Source organism: Streptomyces sp. NPDC025618 (genome assembly GCF_055558795.1).
Window position 1 is genome coordinate 256032 of the sequence record NZ_JBVHLW010000002.1, and the last position, 15797, is coordinate 271828.

Below are 15797 nucleotides of genomic sequence, written 5' to 3' on the forward strand. Positions count from 1 at the left end.
GAGTATCCGGCGCGGGCCCGGCCGGTCAGCGGCGGTGACCCGGCACGTACGAGGTCACGTAGTTGTCGGCCGGCGTGCCGACGCCCGTGACGTTGTCGTAGCCGACGGTCGCCGACAGCGAGGTGTCGCCGCCCAGGCTGCGCAGGGACGTCACCACACCGCCCTTGGCGTCGACGCCGTTGACGTAGTCGGAGCGCACGACGGCAAGGCCCTGGCCCGCGCCCAGCGGGTGGTCGGTGACGTCGTGGTAGGCGGAGGTGCCGTACCGGTCGTAGATGCCCGGGTTGGCGAAGCCGATCGGCACCCCGTGGCGGGCCTGCTGGGCCAGCGCCTGGACACCGGCGATCACCGGGGCGGCGAGCGAGGTGCCGCCGATGCGGTACTCGCTGTACTTCTGCGAGCCGTCGGGGAACGTCTGCGTCTGGCCGACGAGGAAGCCGGTGCTGGAGTCGGCGACGGCCGCGATGTCCGGCTCGACGCGCATCGGGGTGGAGCCGTTCACCTTGGACAGCGCGTCGGGGACGACGCCGCGCTGGTAGAAGGGCTGCTGCACGAGCTTGCTGGTGCCGCCGCCGGCGCCGCCGGTGAAGGTGCCGGGGAAGCCCTCCCAGGTGTTGCCGTCCTTCGACAGCACCGCCTTGTGGGTGCCCCAGCCGGTCTCCCACTGATACGTGTCGCCCTTGCCGACGGCGAGCGAGGTGCCGCCGACGGAGGTGACCCACTGGGAGTTCGACGGGGTGTCGACCATCTTGCTGCCGTGCTTGGCGGAGTTGTCGCCGTCGTCACCGGAGGAGAAGTAGAAGCCGATGCCCTCGACGGCGCCGGTCTGGAAGACCTGGTCGTAGGCCGCGGCCACGTCGGGGGTCTCGTTGGCCTCGACGTCGCCCCAGGAGTTGGAGACGATGTCCGCGAGGCGCCCGTCGACGATCTTGTGCAGGGAGTCGATCAGGTCGTCGTCCTGGCAGGAGGCACCCGCGACGTAGACGATGTCGGAGTCCGGGGCGACCGCGTGCACGGCCTCGATGTCGAGGGTCTCCTCGCCGTACCAGCCGGCCGCGTCGCAGCCGCCCTCACCGGTGCCGGTGTGGGTGTAGTCGGCGGGCAGCACCTGGGTGAACTGGCCCTTGCGGTAGCCCTTGTCGCCGTTGCGCTTGGCGTACTCGGCGGCGTCCTTGGCGATGGTCGGCGAGGCGTACGCGTCGGTGATGGCGACGGTGACGTTCTTGCCGGTGTAGTTCTTCGCGCCGTAGACGGATCGCAGCTGCTTGCCGGTGTAGCCCTTGATGGCGTACGGCGCGTGCGAGCCGTAGGCCGACGGGAGGCTGTCGTTGGTCTTCGAGCCGTAGTACGACGAGAAGGGGCCGGCGTTGACGAACGCGGCGCTCGGCGGGGGCAGGGTCTCGTCGTGCCGGGCGAGGCGCGGGGCGTTGTTCAGGCCCACGACGGTGAGGACGGCGCCGTTCATCGAGGCGGGGACGGAGGCGTTGCTGGACGGCGCGTGGTAGGTGCGGCCGTCCTTGGTGTAGTTGTGCAGCTCCGTGCCGAACGCCTTCTTGGCCGCGGCGGCGTCACCGGTGACGGTGATGTAGTGCTTGTTGGTGCCGGTCACCTTCAGGCCCGAGTCGGTCAGCCAGCCGGTGACCTTGGCTATCTGGGCCTTGGTGGCGCCGAACCGTTCCTGCGCCTGCTTGGCGGACAGGTACTTGCCGTACGAGGGCGACTTCGGGTCGGAGACCGCGCGGGCGTAGTCGGCGAGGCCCTTGGCGTCCTGGCCGGCCAGGTAGACCCGGGCGGTGACCTTGTTGGACTCGGCGACGGTGCCGCGGTCGGCCGACGGCGTGGCCCACAGTGGCTTCGTTCCCTGGAGCGACTGCCGGCCGTGCGGGCCGGAGTCGGCCTGGGCGGTGGGAACACCGAGCGCGAGCGCCCCGGCGACCAGCGGCAGCGATGCCACCAAGGCCAGTCCGGCGCGTCCTCTGGAGCGGGTAGAACTCATGGAACCCCCTGGATGCGAATGGTCGCGTAAGGCCGTCCGCGCGCTGACATGGCACGGACACGCACATACGTCGCGCCACTCTTTCGATGAACTGTTCATCCAGGGGACATGAGTTCGCCAAGATGCGACCAAGGAAGAGTCAGCAGTCAGTCAGGGGGGCGCAAGTAAACCCACGAGTCGGCCGACATCCCGACAGGGCCTCGACGGTGGGCGGCATATGTGCGAAGTGCCGCCGAACGAACAGACGTTAGCAGTGGTTCGGGCCGCCGCACCGGGGTTGTGCCAAGCGGACCCACCGCCCCCGCCGGCCTGCCTAGCGTGCTGCCGTATGAACCGCTTCCTCGACCACACCGGTGGAGTCCTCACCCTGGTCTCGCTCACCGCGACCGTCGTGTGGGGGCTCATCGCCACCGACCGGCTGCTGCTCACCCCGCGCGCCCGGCTGCTCTCGCAAGCCGTCCACCGGGCGACCGCCATCGGCGCCCTCGGCTTCCTCCTGGTGCACGTCTGCGTCAAGGTCACGGAGGCCCACGCGCCGCTCCTCGCCGCCCTGGTGCCGTTCTCCTCCGGCGTGCGGGGCGCGGGCGGCCTGCTCGGACTCGGCGCCCTCGCGGCGTATCTGATGGTGCTCGCCGGAGCGACCGGAGTCCTGCGGAGCGCCTTCGCGAGCAAGGGGCGCGCCCGCCGCTGGCGCGCGCTGCACGCCTGCGCGTATCCGGCGTGGTGCGCCGCCGTGCTGCACGGCCTCGAATCCGGCCGCGCACCGGCGGGTTGGGTGGCGACGAGTTACGGGCTGTGCCTCGTCGCGGTGGCGGCGGCACTGCTCCTCCGGCTCGTACGCGCCCGCCGCGCACACCCCGCCGGATCGGAACCCCCGGCGCCCGCCGCGCCCCCGCCCGGCAGGCACACGATGGCGGCGGCTCCGGTGCGCACGGTCACCTCGCACCGGGCCCGCGCCCGCGTTCCCGGCCCGCGCGCCGCCGTTGCCCACACGCCCGGCGCGCACGCCCTCGCCGGGCGCGCTCCCGCCGCCCTCACCGCCGAGGCCGGCACACCGAGAACCGGCGCGCACCGCGCCCCGGGGCAGGCCCGGTGAGCGGCCCGCTTCCCGGCCTGCCCGACGTGCTCGCACTCGGCCTGCCGCGGCTGACGGCCGGTTTCGACACCGCCCTGCGGCTCGACCGCAGGGCCCACCTCGCCGTGCACGGTTCGGCGCCCCGGCTCACGGAGGCCCAGGCGGCCGAGCTGGCCGAGACCGTCGCGCTGCGCGGCCGTGGCGGCGCGGGCTTCCCCTTCGCGCGGAAGCTGCGGGCCGTGGGCCGGGCGGCGCGGCGGCGGGGGCTGCGTCCGGCGGTGGTGGTCAACGGGTGCGAGGGCGAGCCCGCCTGCCGCAAGGACGCCGTCCTGCTCGCGCGCGCCCCGCACCTGGTGCTCGACGGCGCCCTGCTCGCCGCCGAGGCGCTCGGGGCGGGCACGTTCGTCGTCGGCGTGACCCGGGCGGCGACCGAGGCGTCCGTACGCGAGGCGCTGGCCGAGCGCGGACTCGCCGACCGGCGCGGCCGGGCCCTGCGCGCCCGGGTGGTGCGCCTCCCCGAGCGGTTGGTCTCCGGCGAGTCCTCCGCCCTGCTGCGGGCCGCCGACGGCGGGCTCCCGCTGCCGCCCGGCCGCCACGCCCGCGCCTCCGAGGAGGGGCTCGGCGGCGCGCCGACGCTGCTGTCCAACACCGAGACCTACGCCCAACTCGCCGTCGCCGCACGCCTGGGCGCCGACCGCTACGCCTCGACAGGCACGGCGGACGCGCCCGGGACACTGCTGCTCACGGTGTCCGGCGCGGTGCCCGAGCCCCGGGTCGTCGAGGTGCCGAGCGGCGTGCCGCTGGCGTACGCGCTGCGGGCGTGCGGCGCCGACCCGGCGCTCCAGGGGGTGCTGACCGGCGGCTACCACGGCGCGTGGCTGGACACGACGACCGCGTACGGCGCCGCGGTCTCCCACGCGTCCCTCGCGGCCTGCGGCGGGGCACTGGGCGCGGGCGCGGTGGTGCCGCTGCCCGTGGACACCTGCCCGCTGGGCGAGACCCTCCGGGTGGCGCACTGGCTGGCCGCCGAGTCGGCGGGGCAGTGCGGCCCGTGCCGGCTCGGGCTGCCGTCGGTGGCCGGGGCGCTGGCGGACGTGCTGGCCGGGGGCGGGCGGGGCGCCCTGGAGGCCGTGCGGGAGGCCGCGGGAGGGGTGCGCGGGCGCGGTGCCTGCGGGCACCCGGACGGGGCGGCGCGCTTCACGCTGAGCGCGCTGTCCGCGTTCACCGACGACCTGGCCGCGCACGTGCTGGGCGGCGGCTGCGGCCGCGGCACGGCCGGGGTGCTGCCGCTCCCCCTGCCCGCCGGGGCTAGCGCCGCGAACCCGGAGAGCGCCGAGCGGCTCGCGGTGGACTGGACGCTGTGCGAGGGCCACGGGCTGTGCGCGGGGCTGCTGCCCGAACTCGTACGGCTGGGCCCGGACGGCTATCCGGCGCTCGCGGACGCCGGGGTGCCGACGCACCTGCGCGGGCGCGCGCTGCGGGCGGTACGCCGCTGCCCGGCGCTGGCACTGCATCTCGACAAGGGAGCCGACGGGCTCTGACCCTATGCGCGGAACAAAAGAAGAGCGGGCCGTCCGTTTCCGGACGACCCGCTCATTCACTGTGGAGCTAAGGAGAATTGAACTCCTGACCTCCTGCATGCCATGCAGGCGCTCTACCAACTGAGCTATAGCCCCTTGTTCTGTTTTCCGCCCGGTTTCCCTGGCGACACGGATTACATTACACGGACCTCCCCCCCATCTGCCAAATCGCTTGCCCGGCAGCGCTTGGAACGACCGGGAACGGGGTAGCGTCGGCCCTCTGTGCCCTATTTGTCGCTTATGGACCCGGAGTCGCGCCCCGTGACAGCCCGCCGTGCCGCACCGATCGCCGCATCGGTGTGCCTGGCGTCCTTCGTCTGCTTCTGGCTCGCCCAGCGCGCGGCCCACGTCTCGACGATCGATCTGCTCGTCTACCGCGCCGAGGGCTGGACCGTGCGCACCGGCGGCGACCTCTACGCGATGCGGGCCACCCACGCGCACCTGCCCACCACCTACCCGCCCTTCGCGGCGTTGCTGTTCACCCCGCTGACCCTGCTCGCCACCGCCCCGCTGCGCGCCCTGGCCACCGCCGTCAACCTCGCGCTGCTGCTCGCCCTCACCCATCTGTCGCTCCGGCTGACCGGACGGCCGCCTCGCGCCGCCGTGACGCTCGTCGCGGCCGCGCTGTGCGTCTGGTGCGAACCGGTGTGGACGACCCTGCGCTATGGACAGGTCAACCTCCTCCTCGCCGTGCTGGTGCTGTGGGACCTGACGCGGGCCGCCGGGCGGGGCGGACGCTGGGCGGGCGTGGGCATCGGCCTCGCGGCGGGCATCAAGCTCACCCCGGCGCTGTTCGCCGTCTTCCTGGCCGCCACCGGGCTCACCCGCCGCCCCGGAGAGGCGTCCGGAGGCGAACTGCGACAGGCCGCCCTCGCCTGCGCCGCCTTCACCGGCACGGCGGCCGTGGGCGCGCTCGCCCTGCCGTACGACTCCTGGCGCTACTGGACCGACATGCTGTTCGCGGCCGACCGCGTCGGGCACGCCGAGGACGCCGCCGACCAGTCCCTGCGCGGCGTCCTGGCCCGGCTCCTGCACACCGGCGACCCCGGGCCCTGGTGGGCCGCCACGGCGGCCGTGGTGGCCGCGCTCGGGCTCGCCGTCGCGGTCCGGGCGCGGCTGTACGGACCGGAGCCCACCGCGCACGCCTGGGGCGTGCTCTGCTGCGCGGCGACGGCCCTGCTCGTCAGCCCCGTCTCCTGGTCGCACCACTGGGTGTGGTGCGTGCCCATGGTGCTGCTGCTCGCCTCGGAGGCCGCCACGGCCACCGGCCGCCGCCGCGCCGCCTGGTGGGCGGCGGCCGCGGCGGCCGGAGCGCTCTTCTGCTCGTACGCGCCGTGGCGGGTGCCCCACACCTCAGCGGCGCGGCTCGAACTCCACCAGAGCGGCGGCCAGATGCTGCTCTCGGCCGGCTATCCGGCGGCCGGAGCGGCCTTCCTGCTGCTGGCCGCCGTCAGAACACCGCGCCCCGGGCCGGCCGAGCTCAGTGACCACCGTGCTGACCGGCGCCGCCCCCGTGGTGGAACGCCATTACCTCGTCCGGCATCACCACGAAGGGACGCATCATCCCCATGTCCTCGTGCTCCAGCAGGTGGCAGTGGTACATGAAGCGGCCCTTCGCGCCGTGGAAGCGGCCGATCACATTGACCATCTGCCCGGCGGGCACCTGGATCACGTCCTTCCAGCCCGCGTCGCCGTCCGACACCGGCGCCTGCCCGGTGCGCTCCAGCGGGGTGCGGGTGCCGCCCAGCGTCTGGTCGAAGCCGCCGCCCGCGGGTGACGGGTAGAGGTCGCGGCCGAGCACCTGAAAGTCGATCAGGTGGATGTGCATCGGGTGCGTGGGACCGCCGAGGCTGAGGAAGCTCCACTGCTCCCAGGAGTCGTGCCCGACCATGAAGCCGAGCGCGTCGTCGAAGGCACGAGCGCCCCTGAGGTACGTACGGACCGTGCCGTCCGCCGCCTTGATCTGGATCACGCCCTCGCCGGGGACCCGCACCTGGCCGGGGTCGACCTGACGCATCTCCCACAGCTGCGGGTGGCCGTTGCCCGCGGTGCCCGGCGGGGTGAGGGCGATCAGCCGGTGACCGTGCTTGGGCGCGGTCTCATGGGTGATGCGGCGGAACGAGCTGGAGATGACCTCCGGCAGCACGAACGACTCGTGCACCGGATCCCGTCCGACCCGGAACTGCATCACCTGCGGAAAGCGCACCCCGGGCGCCGCGTTGACCAGTCGCATCCGGCGTCCGCGCAGCCTGCCGAAGTCGACGAGGAGGTCCATCCGCTCGGCGGGCGCCACGGACAGCGGCCCGTCCAGCGGCACCGGGCGCGGCAGCAGCCCGCCGTCCGTGCCGATCTGCCAGGCGGCGCCGCGCACCGGCTCGCCGGTGTCCTCGTCGATCAGACGGAACTGGAAGATCCGCGCGTTGGCGGCGTTGAGCAGCCGGAAGCGGTACCAGCGCGCCTCGACGTCCAGGTGCGGCCAGATGACGCCGTTGACGAGCGTGTACGGGCCGGTGAACGGCTTGGTGACGTTCTTGCCCTGCGCGTCCCGGCCGACGATCTCGGTCTTGTGCAGGAGCCGCCCGGTGAGCCGCCCGTCGTCGTCCTGGTCGAGGTTGCGGTCCTGGACGATCAGCGGGATCTCGTGCTCGCCGCGCGGGAGCCGGAGGGCGTCCTCCTCCTCGTCCCGGACGAGGTACATCCCGGCGAGGCCGGTGAAGACGTTCCACCGGGTGATGTCCATGGCGTGGTCGTGGTACCACCAGGCCACCGCGCGGTGGTCGTTGGGGTATTCGGACAGCTGGCTGTCGCCGGGCGAGACGGCGTTCTCCGTCCAGCCGTCGTTGCCGCCGCCGGTGCGGGCGCCGTGCAGGTGCGTCACCGTCCACGGCGGCAGCGCGGCTACCTCCGGGAGCGGCGTGGCCCCGCTGCGGCCCGGCACGTCGCCCGGCGGCGGCGAGCCCGGCACGGGCGCGGCCTCGACGGCCGTCACGGGATAGTCACCGCTGATGCGGTTGGTCCAGGCGACCCGCAGCCGGTGGCCCCGGCGGACCTCCACGGTCGGCCCCGGGAAGTGGCCCTCGTACGTCCACACCCGGGTGGGCGGCAGCTGCGAGTGCAGCCGGACCCAGGTGGCGGTCAGTTCGATCTCGATGCCCTCCAGCGCCTCCGTGCGGCCGGGCCGCAGTACCGGTGGTACGCGCAGGCGGTCCAGGAAGGGCGTGAGCTCGGCTGCGGCTTCCTGCTTCGCCGCAGGGTCGATCGCTGTTTCGGTCACGTGGTGACCTCCGTCGGCTTCCCCCGTGCCGCCGGCCGTTTCCGGCGGCAGCTCTCAACCCTCAGGACGCGCCCGCGCACGAGAGGGGTTGCCCGAAGTGGCGTGAAAAATCGGGCGGAAGGGCCGGCGGGGGCGGGCTCTCAGGCGGTGGCGAAGGAGTAGAAACGCTTCAACGTGCAGTGTTCGTCGAGCAGTCGGCCGTAGATGGGCTCGCCCTCGAGCTCGCGGTAGGTCTCGATCGGGTCGCCTTTTATGATCAGCGCCCGCGCGCACTCCACGCACCAGTATTGGTAGGAGGGGTTGAGCGGCTCCATGTCGCGGACGATCGGCGTCCCGCTGCCGCACCAGTCGCACTTCCGGCTGTGTGCACCCATGGGTCAGCCGTTCCCTCCCCTTTGGTCCCGTCCGCTACCGGCCGTCCGATTCTGCCACGAGACCCTGTCGGAACAGCAACAATCCCGCCTCTCCTTGACGGAGAGACGGGATCGTCCGGATTGTGGAGCTAAGGAGAATTGAACTCCTGACCTCCTGCATGCCATGCAGGCGCTCTACCAACTGAGCTATAGCCCCGCTGTTCTCGGCTTCCCCGGAGGTTTCCCTCCGCGTTCCCCGCGAACAAGAAGAACTTTAGCCTGTGACCTGGCCAGATGTGAAATCGGGCCGTGGGCGGCCGCCGGGCGGGCCGCTCAGTCGTCGTCGCCGAGCACCGGCTCGGGCAGCGTCCCCGCGTTGTGCTCCAGCAGCCGCCAGCCGCGCGCGCCCTCACCGAGCACCGACCAGCAGCAGTTGGTGAGGCCGCCGAGCGCCTCCCAGGACGAGGACTCCAGGCCGAGCAGGCGGCCGATCGTCGTACGGATGGTGCCGCCGTGGCTGACCACGACGAGCGTGCCGCCCTCGGGCAGCTTGTCGGCCTGGGCGAGGACGACCGGGGCGGCCCGGTCGGCGACCTCGGTCTCCAGCTCGCCGCCGCCGCGCCGCACGGGCTCGCCGCGCTTCCACGCCGCGTACTGCTCGCCGTACCGCCCGATGATCTCCTCGTGCGTGAGGCCCTGCCACTCGCCCGCGTACGTCTCGCGCAGGGCGGCGTCGTGGGCGACCGGCAGGCCGGTGACGGCCGCCAGCTCCGCGGCGGTCGCCGCGGCCCGCTTGAGGTCGGAGGCGACGATGGCGTCCGGCCGCAGGGCGGCCAGCAGCCGGGCGGCCCGGCGTGCCTGCGCGACGCCGGTGCCGGTCAGCTCGATGTCCGTGGAGCCCTGGAAGCGGCGCTCCAGATTCCATGCGGTCTGGCCGTGCCGCCAGAGGACGATGCGCCGGCCCCTGGTGGCCGCGGCGCCCGCTCCCGTACCGCCCGCGCTGCCGTTCAGCTCAGCTCACCGTCCAGGTCGGCCCCACCGGCCTGCGTCTTGGCGTGCTCCTCGGCCTTGCCGCGGGTCGCGACGGCGTCGGCCGGGAGGTCGATCTCGGGGCAGTCCTTCCACAGCCGCTCCAGGGCGTAGAAGACACGCTCCTCGCTGTGCTGCACGTGGACGACGATGTCGACGTAGTCGAGCAGCACCCAGCGGGCCTCGCGGTCGCCCTCGCGGCGCACCGGCTTGGCGCCGAGCTGCTTGCTCAGCTGCTCCTCGATCTCGTCGACGATCGACTTGACCTGGCGGTCGTTGGGGGCCGAGGCCAGCAGGAAGGCGTCGGTGATCGACAGTACGTCGCTGACGTCGTACGCGATGATGTCGTGCGCGAGCTTGTCTGCGGCCGCCTGTGCGGCGGCCTTGATGAGCTCGATGGAGCGGTCCGTGGCGGTCACAAGCCATGCTTTCGATAAAGAGGGTCAGTACGCCTCAAGGGTCTCACGACCCGCCGACAGCACTCCTGGCCTTTTCGCCACGGCCGGCCGGGCTCTCGCCCGGCCGGTCCAGCCGTCAGCTCTTGTAGTCCTTGCCCAGCACCACGGTGACATCGGCGTTGGCGGCTCCGGCGCCCTTCCTCACGGCGCCCGCGGGCAGGCCCAGCGTCTTGGCGACCTCCTTGGCGTCGGCCTCCCGCCGGTCGTCCGCGTACGTCACCGCGGACGCCGCCTCGGCTGTGCCCGCCGTGCCCGCGTCGACGACGGTGTAGCCGCCGTTGACGAGCGTGACCTGGGCGCTCCCGGACGCGCTCTTGGCCCCTGTGGCGTTCTTCACGCTGACCCGGGGCGTCGCGTTCCTGCCTCCGGTGTCCTTCACCGTGCCGCCGAGGATGTCCTTGACCACCTTGCCGGTCGCCTGGTCGCCGAGCGTCCCGTCGGTCTGCACGGGCAGCGCCGTGGTGTCGTACGCGCCCGCCTTGGCGAGCGTGGCCAGCCGGGCCAGGGAGGCGCCGAGCTGTTCGACGGACAGGGAGGGGTCCGGGATCTGCGCGAGGGACTCCATCGTGCGGGTCGCGGCCGCGGGGTCGCCGGACAGCTTCTTCAGCACCGCCTGCATGACCTGCCCGAAGCGGGCCAGCTGCTTGCCGGGGTCCTCGCCGGAGGCCCGGTAGGTGGCGTACGCCACCGCCATCTGGCCGCCCAGGTTCTGCGCGGCACCCTTGCGCACCACCGGACTGTCGCCGGGCTTCGCGCCGGGGACGTCGGTGTCGGTGTCCAGGGCGATCCCGCCGACGAGCTCGACGAGGTTCTCCAGATAGGGGGTGTCCAGCCGCCAGCTGCCCTTGATGTCCGCGCCCAGCAGGGTGTTCAGGGCGTCGCGGGTCGCGCCGGTGCCGTCGTCCTGGACGGACTTGCCGAGGGTGGTGGAACCGCCGCCCTCCTTGGCGACGGCCAGGGCGTTCGGCAGCAGGACCGTCGTGCCCTTCTTGGTGGTCTCGTTGTCGACCAGCAGCGCGGTGGAGCTGCCGCCCCCCTGCGTCTGCCGCAGGTGGACGACGATCACGTCGCGCTTCTGCGCCCCGTGCGCCGCGGCCGTGCCCTTCGTGTCACGGGAACCGGCCCACCACATGTAGGCGGCCGCGCCGCCCAGAGCGAGCACGAGCACCACGACGAGGGCGATGACGCGGTTGCGCCCCTTGCGCTTGCGCTCATCGCGCCGTTCGGTGCGGCTCTCACTGAACTTGAGCCAGTCGATGACGTCCTCGGAGTCCTCGTCCGGCTCCTCGATGAAGGAGAACTGCTCGGTGCGGTAGTCCGGCGCGGGCGCCTGACCGGGCACCCTGGGGGACGGCTCCTGCCGCTCCTCCCGCGGCGCCTCGCCCGCCTCGTGCGCGGGGGCACTGGCCTGCCGGGGGATCCACTCCTGCTGCTGGGTCTGCTGCACGGGCTGCACAGGCTGTACGGACTGCACAGGCTGCACGGGCTGCATGGGCTGCATGGGCTGCTGCTGCGGCTCGTAGAACGGGTGCTGCTGCTCGTTCAGCTGCTGGGGCCGCGCGTACGGGTCGTAGCCCTGGCCCTCGTAGCCGTAGCCCTGCTGGGGCTGTTGCTGTACGGGCTGCACCGGCTGCCCGTACTCGTCGTACACCCGCTCCGGGGCGTCCGGCCGGTACACCGGCTGTCCATAGGCGTCATAGCCGTGGACCTGTGGCTGACGGCCGTACGGGTCCTGCGCGTACGGGTCCTGTCGGTCGTTCACCGGTGCCCCTCACGTGCCTTCAGTGCCGGTACAGGTCGCGCTTGTCGATGTAGCGCACCACACCGTCGGGCACCAGATACCAGACCGGGTCGCCCTTCGCCACGCGCGTGCGGCAGTCGGAGGAGGAGATCGCGAGCGCGGGCACCTCGACGAGCGAGACGCCGCCCTCGGGCAGACCGGGGTTGGCCAGTATGTGGCCCGGTCTGGTCACACCGATGAAGTGGGCCAGCGAGAAGAGCTCCTCGGTGTCCCGCCAGGTGAGGATCTGGGCCAGCGCGTCGGCGCCGGTGATGAAGAACAGGTCGGCGTCGTCGTTGAGGGCACGCAGGTCGCGGAGGGTGTCGGTGGTGTACGTCGGCCCGCCGCGGTCGATGTCGATGCGGCTGACCGAGAACTGCGGGTTGGACGCGGTGGCGATCACCGTCATCAGATAGCGGTCCTCGGCCGGTGACACCGTCCGGTGGCTCTTCTGCCACGGCTGACCCGTGGGTACGAAAACGACCTCGTCGAGGTGGAACTGCGCGGCCACCTCGCTGGCGGCGACCAGGTGGCCGTGGTGGATCGGGTCGAACGTCCCGCCCATCACTCCGAGCCGCCGCTTCACGGGCCCTGTCTGCTCTCCCATGCGTGCAGACCCTACTGGGCGCGGCGGGACGCCGGACCCGCAGGGACCGGGTGTGCTCAGCGGTCGCGGTTGAAGCGGGTCGTGATCCACAGGAGGAGCACCAGGATGACCAGGGCGGCTCCGCCGGTCATGTACGGGCTGAGGCTCGGGTGGGTGTCCACGTGCTCGCCCTCGGAGGCGAGAGTGGCCAGGGCTGTGTGTGCTGAGGCGAAAGCGCTCATCGTCGGCAGGACCTATCCGGGACGGTAGTCGGGCAGAGACTTCTGCCACATCGTATGCGGGGGGCCTGCGCGGCCTCACGCCGACTCCACAGGTCAGTCCTTCTTGCCGTACCCGCGGAGCAGGAACCAGGCGAGGAAGACGATGCCGACGACGCCGACGACGAGGACCGTTCGGATGAGGTCGCCGGGGCCCTGGTCGCCCTTGGAGACGGCGAGCAGTTCGGTGAGGCCGGGGTTCGCGGTGAAAGCGTGGATGTCGGGCATGCCTCCAACGGTAGCCATGTCCGGGGCAGCGCCTACTGTGGGGTTGGGCAGCCGGGCGGGTGACGGCCGCCGGGCCATGATCAGTGCGTGGAGGGGGTCTTGATGAGCGACACGGACGACGGCGCCACGGGCGAGAACGCTCCCGGCACGGCCGGCGAGGGGCACGAGCGGGCGCCCGGCCGGCAGCGGCAGCGGTTCCCCGAGATCTCCTCGCGCGCCTATGAGCACCCCGCGGACCGCTCGGCCCTGGTGGCGCTGCGCAAGCTGAGCGGCTTCGACACCGTCTTCAAGGCGCTGAGCGGGCTGCTGCCGGAGCGCAGCCTGCGGCTGCTGTATCTCTCCGACTCGGTGCGGGTGAGCGACCAGCAGTTCCAGCACCTGCACACGATGCTGCTGGACGCCTGTTACATCCTGGACCTGCCGAAGGTCCCGCCGATGTACGTCACCCAGGACCCGCAGCCCAACGCCATGTGCATCGGTCTGGACGAGCCGATCATCGTGGTCAGCACGGGCCTCGTCGAGCTGCTGGACGAGGAGGAGATGCGGGCGGTCGTCGGCCACGAGGTCGGCCACGCGCTCTCGGGCCACGCGGTCTACCGGACGATACTGCTGTTCCTCACCAACTTCGCGCTGAAGATCGCCTGGATCCCGCTGGGCAACCTCGCGGTGATGGCCATCGTGACGGCGCTGCGCGAGTGGTTCCGCAAGTCGGAGCTGTCGGCGGACCGGGCGGGCCTGCTGGTGGGCCAGGACCTCGAGGCGTCGATGCGCGGCCTGATGAAGATCGCGGGCGGCAACCACCTGCACGAGATGAACGTGGACGCGTTCCTCGCGCAGGCCGAGGAGTACGAGGCGGGCGGTGACCTGCGCGACTCCGTACTGAAGATCATGAACGTGCTGCCGCGCACGCACCCCTTCACGACCGTGCGGGCGGCGGAGCTCAAGAAGTGGGCCGGGAGCCGCGACCACCAGCGGATCATGGACGGCCACTACCCGCGGCGCTCGGAGGACGGGAACACCTCGGTGTCGGACTCCTTCCGGGAGTCGGCGAGCCATTACGCGGACTCCGTGCGGGCCAGCAAGGACCCGCTGATGGGGTTGGTACGGGACCTCGCGGGCGGGGCCAGTGACCTCGGTGGGCGCCTGCGCGACACGTTCACCGGCCGGAGCTCTTCGGGGCCGTCCTCCTCCGAGGGCGAGCGGAGCGCCTCGGAGGGGCCCGAGAGGCCCGGGGACGGTCCGGAGGACAGGAAGCCGGGCGGCGGCACGCCGCGGCCTTAGACGGCCACTGAGGGGCGCCGGCGGCCTGGCCCCGCCGGGCCGGGGCCCGCTAACGGGTCGGCTGCGCGCTCGCCGCCAGCGAGCCGCAGAGCGCCGTCCCGTCCTGGCCCGTCGTGTAGGGGTTGGTGACCGCCGGGCCGTCCCCGCTCGCGCGCTCGCCCGCCAGCAGGGGGCGGAGGAAGCCCGCGTCGTCGGCCGAGCAGGACTCCGGGCCTGCCTGGAGATAGCTCTGCACCACGGTCAGGTGGTGGTCCTGGAGGCTGTCCCGGTCGAAGCGGAAGCGCATGGTGCGGCGCACGGTGAACAGCGAGGCGCCGTCCGTCTCGGCACCGAGGTCGGCGCCCGCCTTCGCGGGCCGCAGCGCGTAGACGAACGTGTGGTCGCCCGAGACCTCCAGCGTGCCGGGGGCCGTCTCCGAGACGGAGAAGACGCCCTGGGTCCGCACGGGCGTGTTCACCAGGGCCACCTGGGCGGGGTCGAAGCGGATCAGCCAGCCGGTGGCGGCGTGCCGCCCGTCGCCGGAGGGGTGGTCGAAGCTGCGGTCGAACTGGTCGAGCTGCGCCGGGTCGAGCAGCACCCGCAGCGTGCGCTGCGCCCCGCCGGCCAGGACGGCCGGGTCGGTCGCGGACTTCACCACGTACTCCTTGGCGGCGGCCAGCGCGGCCATCACCTGGCTCTCGGAGAAGTGCTGCGTGCTGCGCGCGGGGGGCAGGGTGAGGCCCTCCTCGCCCAGCCGGAACTGCGCGGCCGGGCTGTGGTCGAAGAGCTGCGCCGCCGGGCCGCCGGGCACGGGATCGCGCGGGGCGAGGGGTATGACCGTGGAGCGCATCGGCTCCGCGACGGGCACCACCGCGTCCTTGTAGGGATGGCGCAGGCCCATGTAGACAGCCGTGCCGAAGGCCAGGGCGATCAGTATCACCAGGACGAGCACCTGTCGCGAGGTGCTGACGCGGGCCCACACATGGCGGTTGCGCACGGCGAGCGCGTGGTCACCCATCCGCTCGCGCGCGGAGAACTCCTGAAGGCGGGCAGCGCGGATGAACGATTCGTCGAAGACGACGGATCGGTACTCGTCCTCCCCGCCCCCGGGGACACCCTCGGGCGTCCCCTCAGGTGGGTCTCCAGGCCCGTCCATACCTCAAGAGTAGGTCCGTCGGGGCCTCGGTAAACGCGCTGGTACACGACAAGTTGTGAGGAAAATTCCGGGTGCCGGGTGCACGCATGTCAACCCCCGCCCGACCTGGTCAGCGGCGGGGTGCCGCGGAGGCCACCGGGGGCTCCGAGTCGACCGACACCGACGGCAGCGGGCCCGGCCGCCCGCTCGCCGGGGCGTCCACTCCGGTGGTGGCGGGCGGCGGGTCGGAGCTGGGCCGGTTGCCGGAGGACGTGCTCCGGTAGACGGCGGCGAAGGCGAGGGCCACCACGCCGATGCCCATCACCACGGCGAGCAGCCACGCCACGGGGCGCTGCCACCGGGCGTGCCCCCGATAGGGCCCACGCGCGCCGCCGTAGCGCCCGTACGGGCCGTAGGCGTCGTCCGGGTCCAGATCGTGGGCGAGGCTGTACCAGCCGCTCGCACGGCCGCTGTGGTGGCTTGTGGGGCCCGCGACGAAGCCGCCCTCGTAGGGCTCCTCGAAATCCAGCGCGTCGTCGTCGGCGGGCCCGCCGCCCGCCCGGGCCCGGGATGCCTCCGCCTCCGCGCGGGCCTGGGCGGCGGCGAGCATCCGCTCGGCCGCGGTCGGTTCGTGGATCGCGGCGGACCGCACGAACTCCTCGTCGAAGACCACGGAGGCGAACGCGTCGTCCGCGTCTCCGTGGCGGTGGCTGTCGGGCTCCTCGCCGTCCGGGAACGGCTGACCCCCCACGTCGTCCGGCACCC

The 15797-nt window shown here is 72.8% G+C and carries 14 protein-coding genes, 2 tRNA genes and 1 pseudogene; 4 read left to right on the forward strand and 13 right to left on the reverse strand.

Annotated elements, in window-relative coordinates; genetic code table 11:
* Positions 1–25 precede the first annotated feature (25 nt).
* A complete protein-coding gene (locus tag ACZ4A5_RS03375; RefSeq protein ID WP_467577939.1) occupies positions 26–1996 on the reverse strand; it encodes a S53 family peptidase in 1971 nt (656 codons plus the stop codon).
* Between the two features lie 328 nt (positions 1997–2324).
* Between ACZ4A5_RS03375 and ACZ4A5_RS03380 the strand changes: the two genes are divergently transcribed.
* Positions 2325–3092 carry a hypothetical protein gene (locus ACZ4A5_RS03380; protein ID WP_467577941.1) on the forward strand — a complete coding sequence of 256 codons (768 nt, stop codon included), beginning with the start codon at positions 2325–2327 and terminating at the stop codon, positions 3090–3092.
* Positions 3089–4612, forward strand: coding sequence for an NADH-ubiquinone oxidoreductase-F iron-sulfur binding region domain-containing protein (locus tag ACZ4A5_RS03385; protein ID WP_467577943.1), 1524 nt, complete (start codon positions 3089–3091; stop codon positions 4610–4612). Before ACZ4A5_RS03380 ends, ACZ4A5_RS03385 begins: the two co-directional genes overlap by 4 nt.
* Positions 4613–4674: 62 nt before the next feature.
* Here ACZ4A5_RS03385 and ACZ4A5_RS03390 read toward each other — a convergent pair.
* Positions 4675–4747: transfer RNA gene (locus ACZ4A5_RS03390), tRNA-Ala, on the reverse strand.
* Positions 4748–4891: 144 nt separating this feature from the next.
* On the opposite strand from ACZ4A5_RS03390, the gene ACZ4A5_RS03395 reads away from it, so the two are divergent.
* Complete coding sequence (locus tag ACZ4A5_RS03395; RefSeq protein ID WP_467577946.1) at positions 4892–6256, forward strand: glycosyltransferase 87 family protein; 1365 nt, start codon at positions 4892–4894, stop codon at positions 6254–6256.
* Here ACZ4A5_RS03395 and phsA read toward each other — a convergent pair.
* From phsA to ACZ4A5_RS03440, 9 genes and pseudogenes are all read right to left on the reverse strand, one after another.
* Positions 6222–7925: pseudogene (gene phsA, locus ACZ4A5_RS03400) on the reverse strand (O-aminophenol oxidase PhsA); the annotation flags it as partial. The gene ACZ4A5_RS03395 and the pseudogene phsA sit on opposite strands and share 35 nt — an antisense overlap.
* A 140-nt stretch (positions 7926–8065) precedes the next feature.
* A complete protein-coding gene (locus ACZ4A5_RS03405; RefSeq protein ID WP_361530883.1) occupies positions 8066–8299 on the reverse strand; it encodes a hypothetical protein in 234 nt (77 codons plus the stop codon).
* A 123-nt stretch (positions 8300–8422) separates the two neighbouring features.
* A tRNA-Ala gene (locus ACZ4A5_RS03410) sits at positions 8423–8495 on the reverse strand.
* 116 nt (positions 8496–8611) lie between these two features.
* Positions 8612–9289: a histidine phosphatase family protein gene (locus tag ACZ4A5_RS03415; RefSeq protein WP_467578152.1), complete on the reverse strand. Its 678-nt coding sequence runs from the start codon at positions 9287–9289 to the stop codon at positions 8612–8614.
* Positions 9286–9726 (reverse strand): ribosome silencing factor, encoded by a 441-nt coding sequence (rsfS, locus tag ACZ4A5_RS03420; protein WP_398868562.1) that lies wholly within the window; start codon positions 9724–9726, stop codon positions 9286–9288. Before rsfS ends, ACZ4A5_RS03415 begins: the two co-directional genes overlap by 4 nt.
* 115 nt (positions 9727–9841) lie before the next feature.
* Positions 9842–11527 (reverse strand): LCP family protein, encoded by a 1686-nt coding sequence (locus tag ACZ4A5_RS03425; RefSeq protein ID WP_467577951.1) that lies wholly within the window; start codon positions 11525–11527, stop codon positions 9842–9844.
* A gap of 19 nt (positions 11528–11546) precedes the next feature.
* On the reverse strand, positions 11547–12152 hold the full coding sequence (nadD, locus tag ACZ4A5_RS03430; protein ID WP_467577954.1) for a nicotinate-nucleotide adenylyltransferase: 606 nt from the start codon (positions 12150–12152) through the stop codon (positions 11547–11549).
* A gap of 56 nt (positions 12153–12208) precedes the next feature.
* Positions 12209–12373 (reverse strand): hypothetical protein, encoded by a 165-nt coding sequence (locus ACZ4A5_RS03435; RefSeq protein ID WP_366005538.1) that lies wholly within the window; start codon positions 12371–12373, stop codon positions 12209–12211.
* A 93-nt stretch (positions 12374–12466) separates the two neighbouring features.
* Positions 12467–12637 (reverse strand): hypothetical protein, encoded by a 171-nt coding sequence (locus ACZ4A5_RS03440; RefSeq protein WP_467577958.1) that lies wholly within the window; start codon positions 12635–12637, stop codon positions 12467–12469.
* A 102-nt stretch (positions 12638–12739) separates the two neighbouring features.
* Here ACZ4A5_RS03440 and ACZ4A5_RS03445 point away from each other — a divergent pair, with 102 nt between their 5' ends.
* A complete protein-coding gene (locus tag ACZ4A5_RS03445) occupies positions 12740–13918 on the forward strand; it encodes a M48 family metallopeptidase (protein ID WP_467577961.1) in 1179 nt (392 codons plus the stop codon).
* 49 nt (positions 13919–13967) lie between these two features.
* Here the strand turns inward: ACZ4A5_RS03445 and ACZ4A5_RS03450 are convergent, their stop codons facing one another.
* Both ACZ4A5_RS03450 and ACZ4A5_RS03455 read right to left on the reverse strand, forming a co-directional pair.
* Positions 13968–15053, reverse strand: a complete 1086-nt coding sequence (locus ACZ4A5_RS03450; RefSeq protein WP_467577963.1) for an SCO2583 family membrane protein — start codon at positions 15051–15053, stop codon at positions 13968–13970.
* 109 nt (positions 15054–15162) lie between these two features.
* Positions 15163–15795 (reverse strand): SCO2584 family spore wall biosynthesis protein, encoded by a 633-nt coding sequence (locus ACZ4A5_RS03455; protein ID WP_467577966.1) that lies wholly within the window; start codon positions 15793–15795, stop codon positions 15163–15165.
* Between the last annotated feature and the right edge of the window lie 2 nt (positions 15796–15797).

What these genes read in the sequence shown, in the direction of transcription:
- ACZ4A5_RS03395 (WP_467577946.1), top strand. Translation starts at nt 4,892, where the DNA reads ATGGACCCGGAGTCGCGCCCCGTGACAGCCCGCCGTGCCGCACCGATC.
- ACZ4A5_RS03405 (WP_361530883.1), bottom strand. Translation starts at nt 8,299, where the DNA reads ATGGGTGCACACAGCCGGAAGTGCGACTGGTGCGGCAGCGGGACGCCG.
- ACZ4A5_RS03375 (WP_467577939.1), bottom strand. Translation starts at nt 1,996, where the DNA reads ATGAGTTCTACCCGCTCCAGAGGACGCGCCGGACTGGCCTTGGTGGCA.
- ACZ4A5_RS03450 (WP_467577963.1), bottom strand. Translation starts at nt 15,053, where the DNA reads ATGGACGGGCCTGGAGACCCACCTGAGGGGACGCCCGAGGGTGTCCCC.
- nadD (WP_467577954.1), bottom strand. Translation starts at nt 12,152, where the DNA reads ATGGGAGAGCAGACAGGGCCCGTGAAGCGGCGGCTCGGAGTGATGGGC.
- ACZ4A5_RS03445 (WP_467577961.1), top strand. Translation starts at nt 12,740, where the DNA reads ATGAGCGACACGGACGACGGCGCCACGGGCGAGAACGCTCCCGGCACG.
- ACZ4A5_RS03440 (WP_467577958.1), bottom strand. Translation starts at nt 12,637, where the DNA reads ATGCCCGACATCCACGCTTTCACCGCGAACCCCGGCCTCACCGAACTG.
- ACZ4A5_RS03380 (WP_467577941.1), top strand. Translation starts at nt 2,325, where the DNA reads ATGAACCGCTTCCTCGACCACACCGGTGGAGTCCTCACCCTGGTCTCG.
- ACZ4A5_RS03435 (WP_366005538.1), bottom strand. Translation starts at nt 12,373, where the DNA reads ATGAGCGCTTTCGCCTCAGCACACACAGCCCTGGCCACTCTCGCCTCC.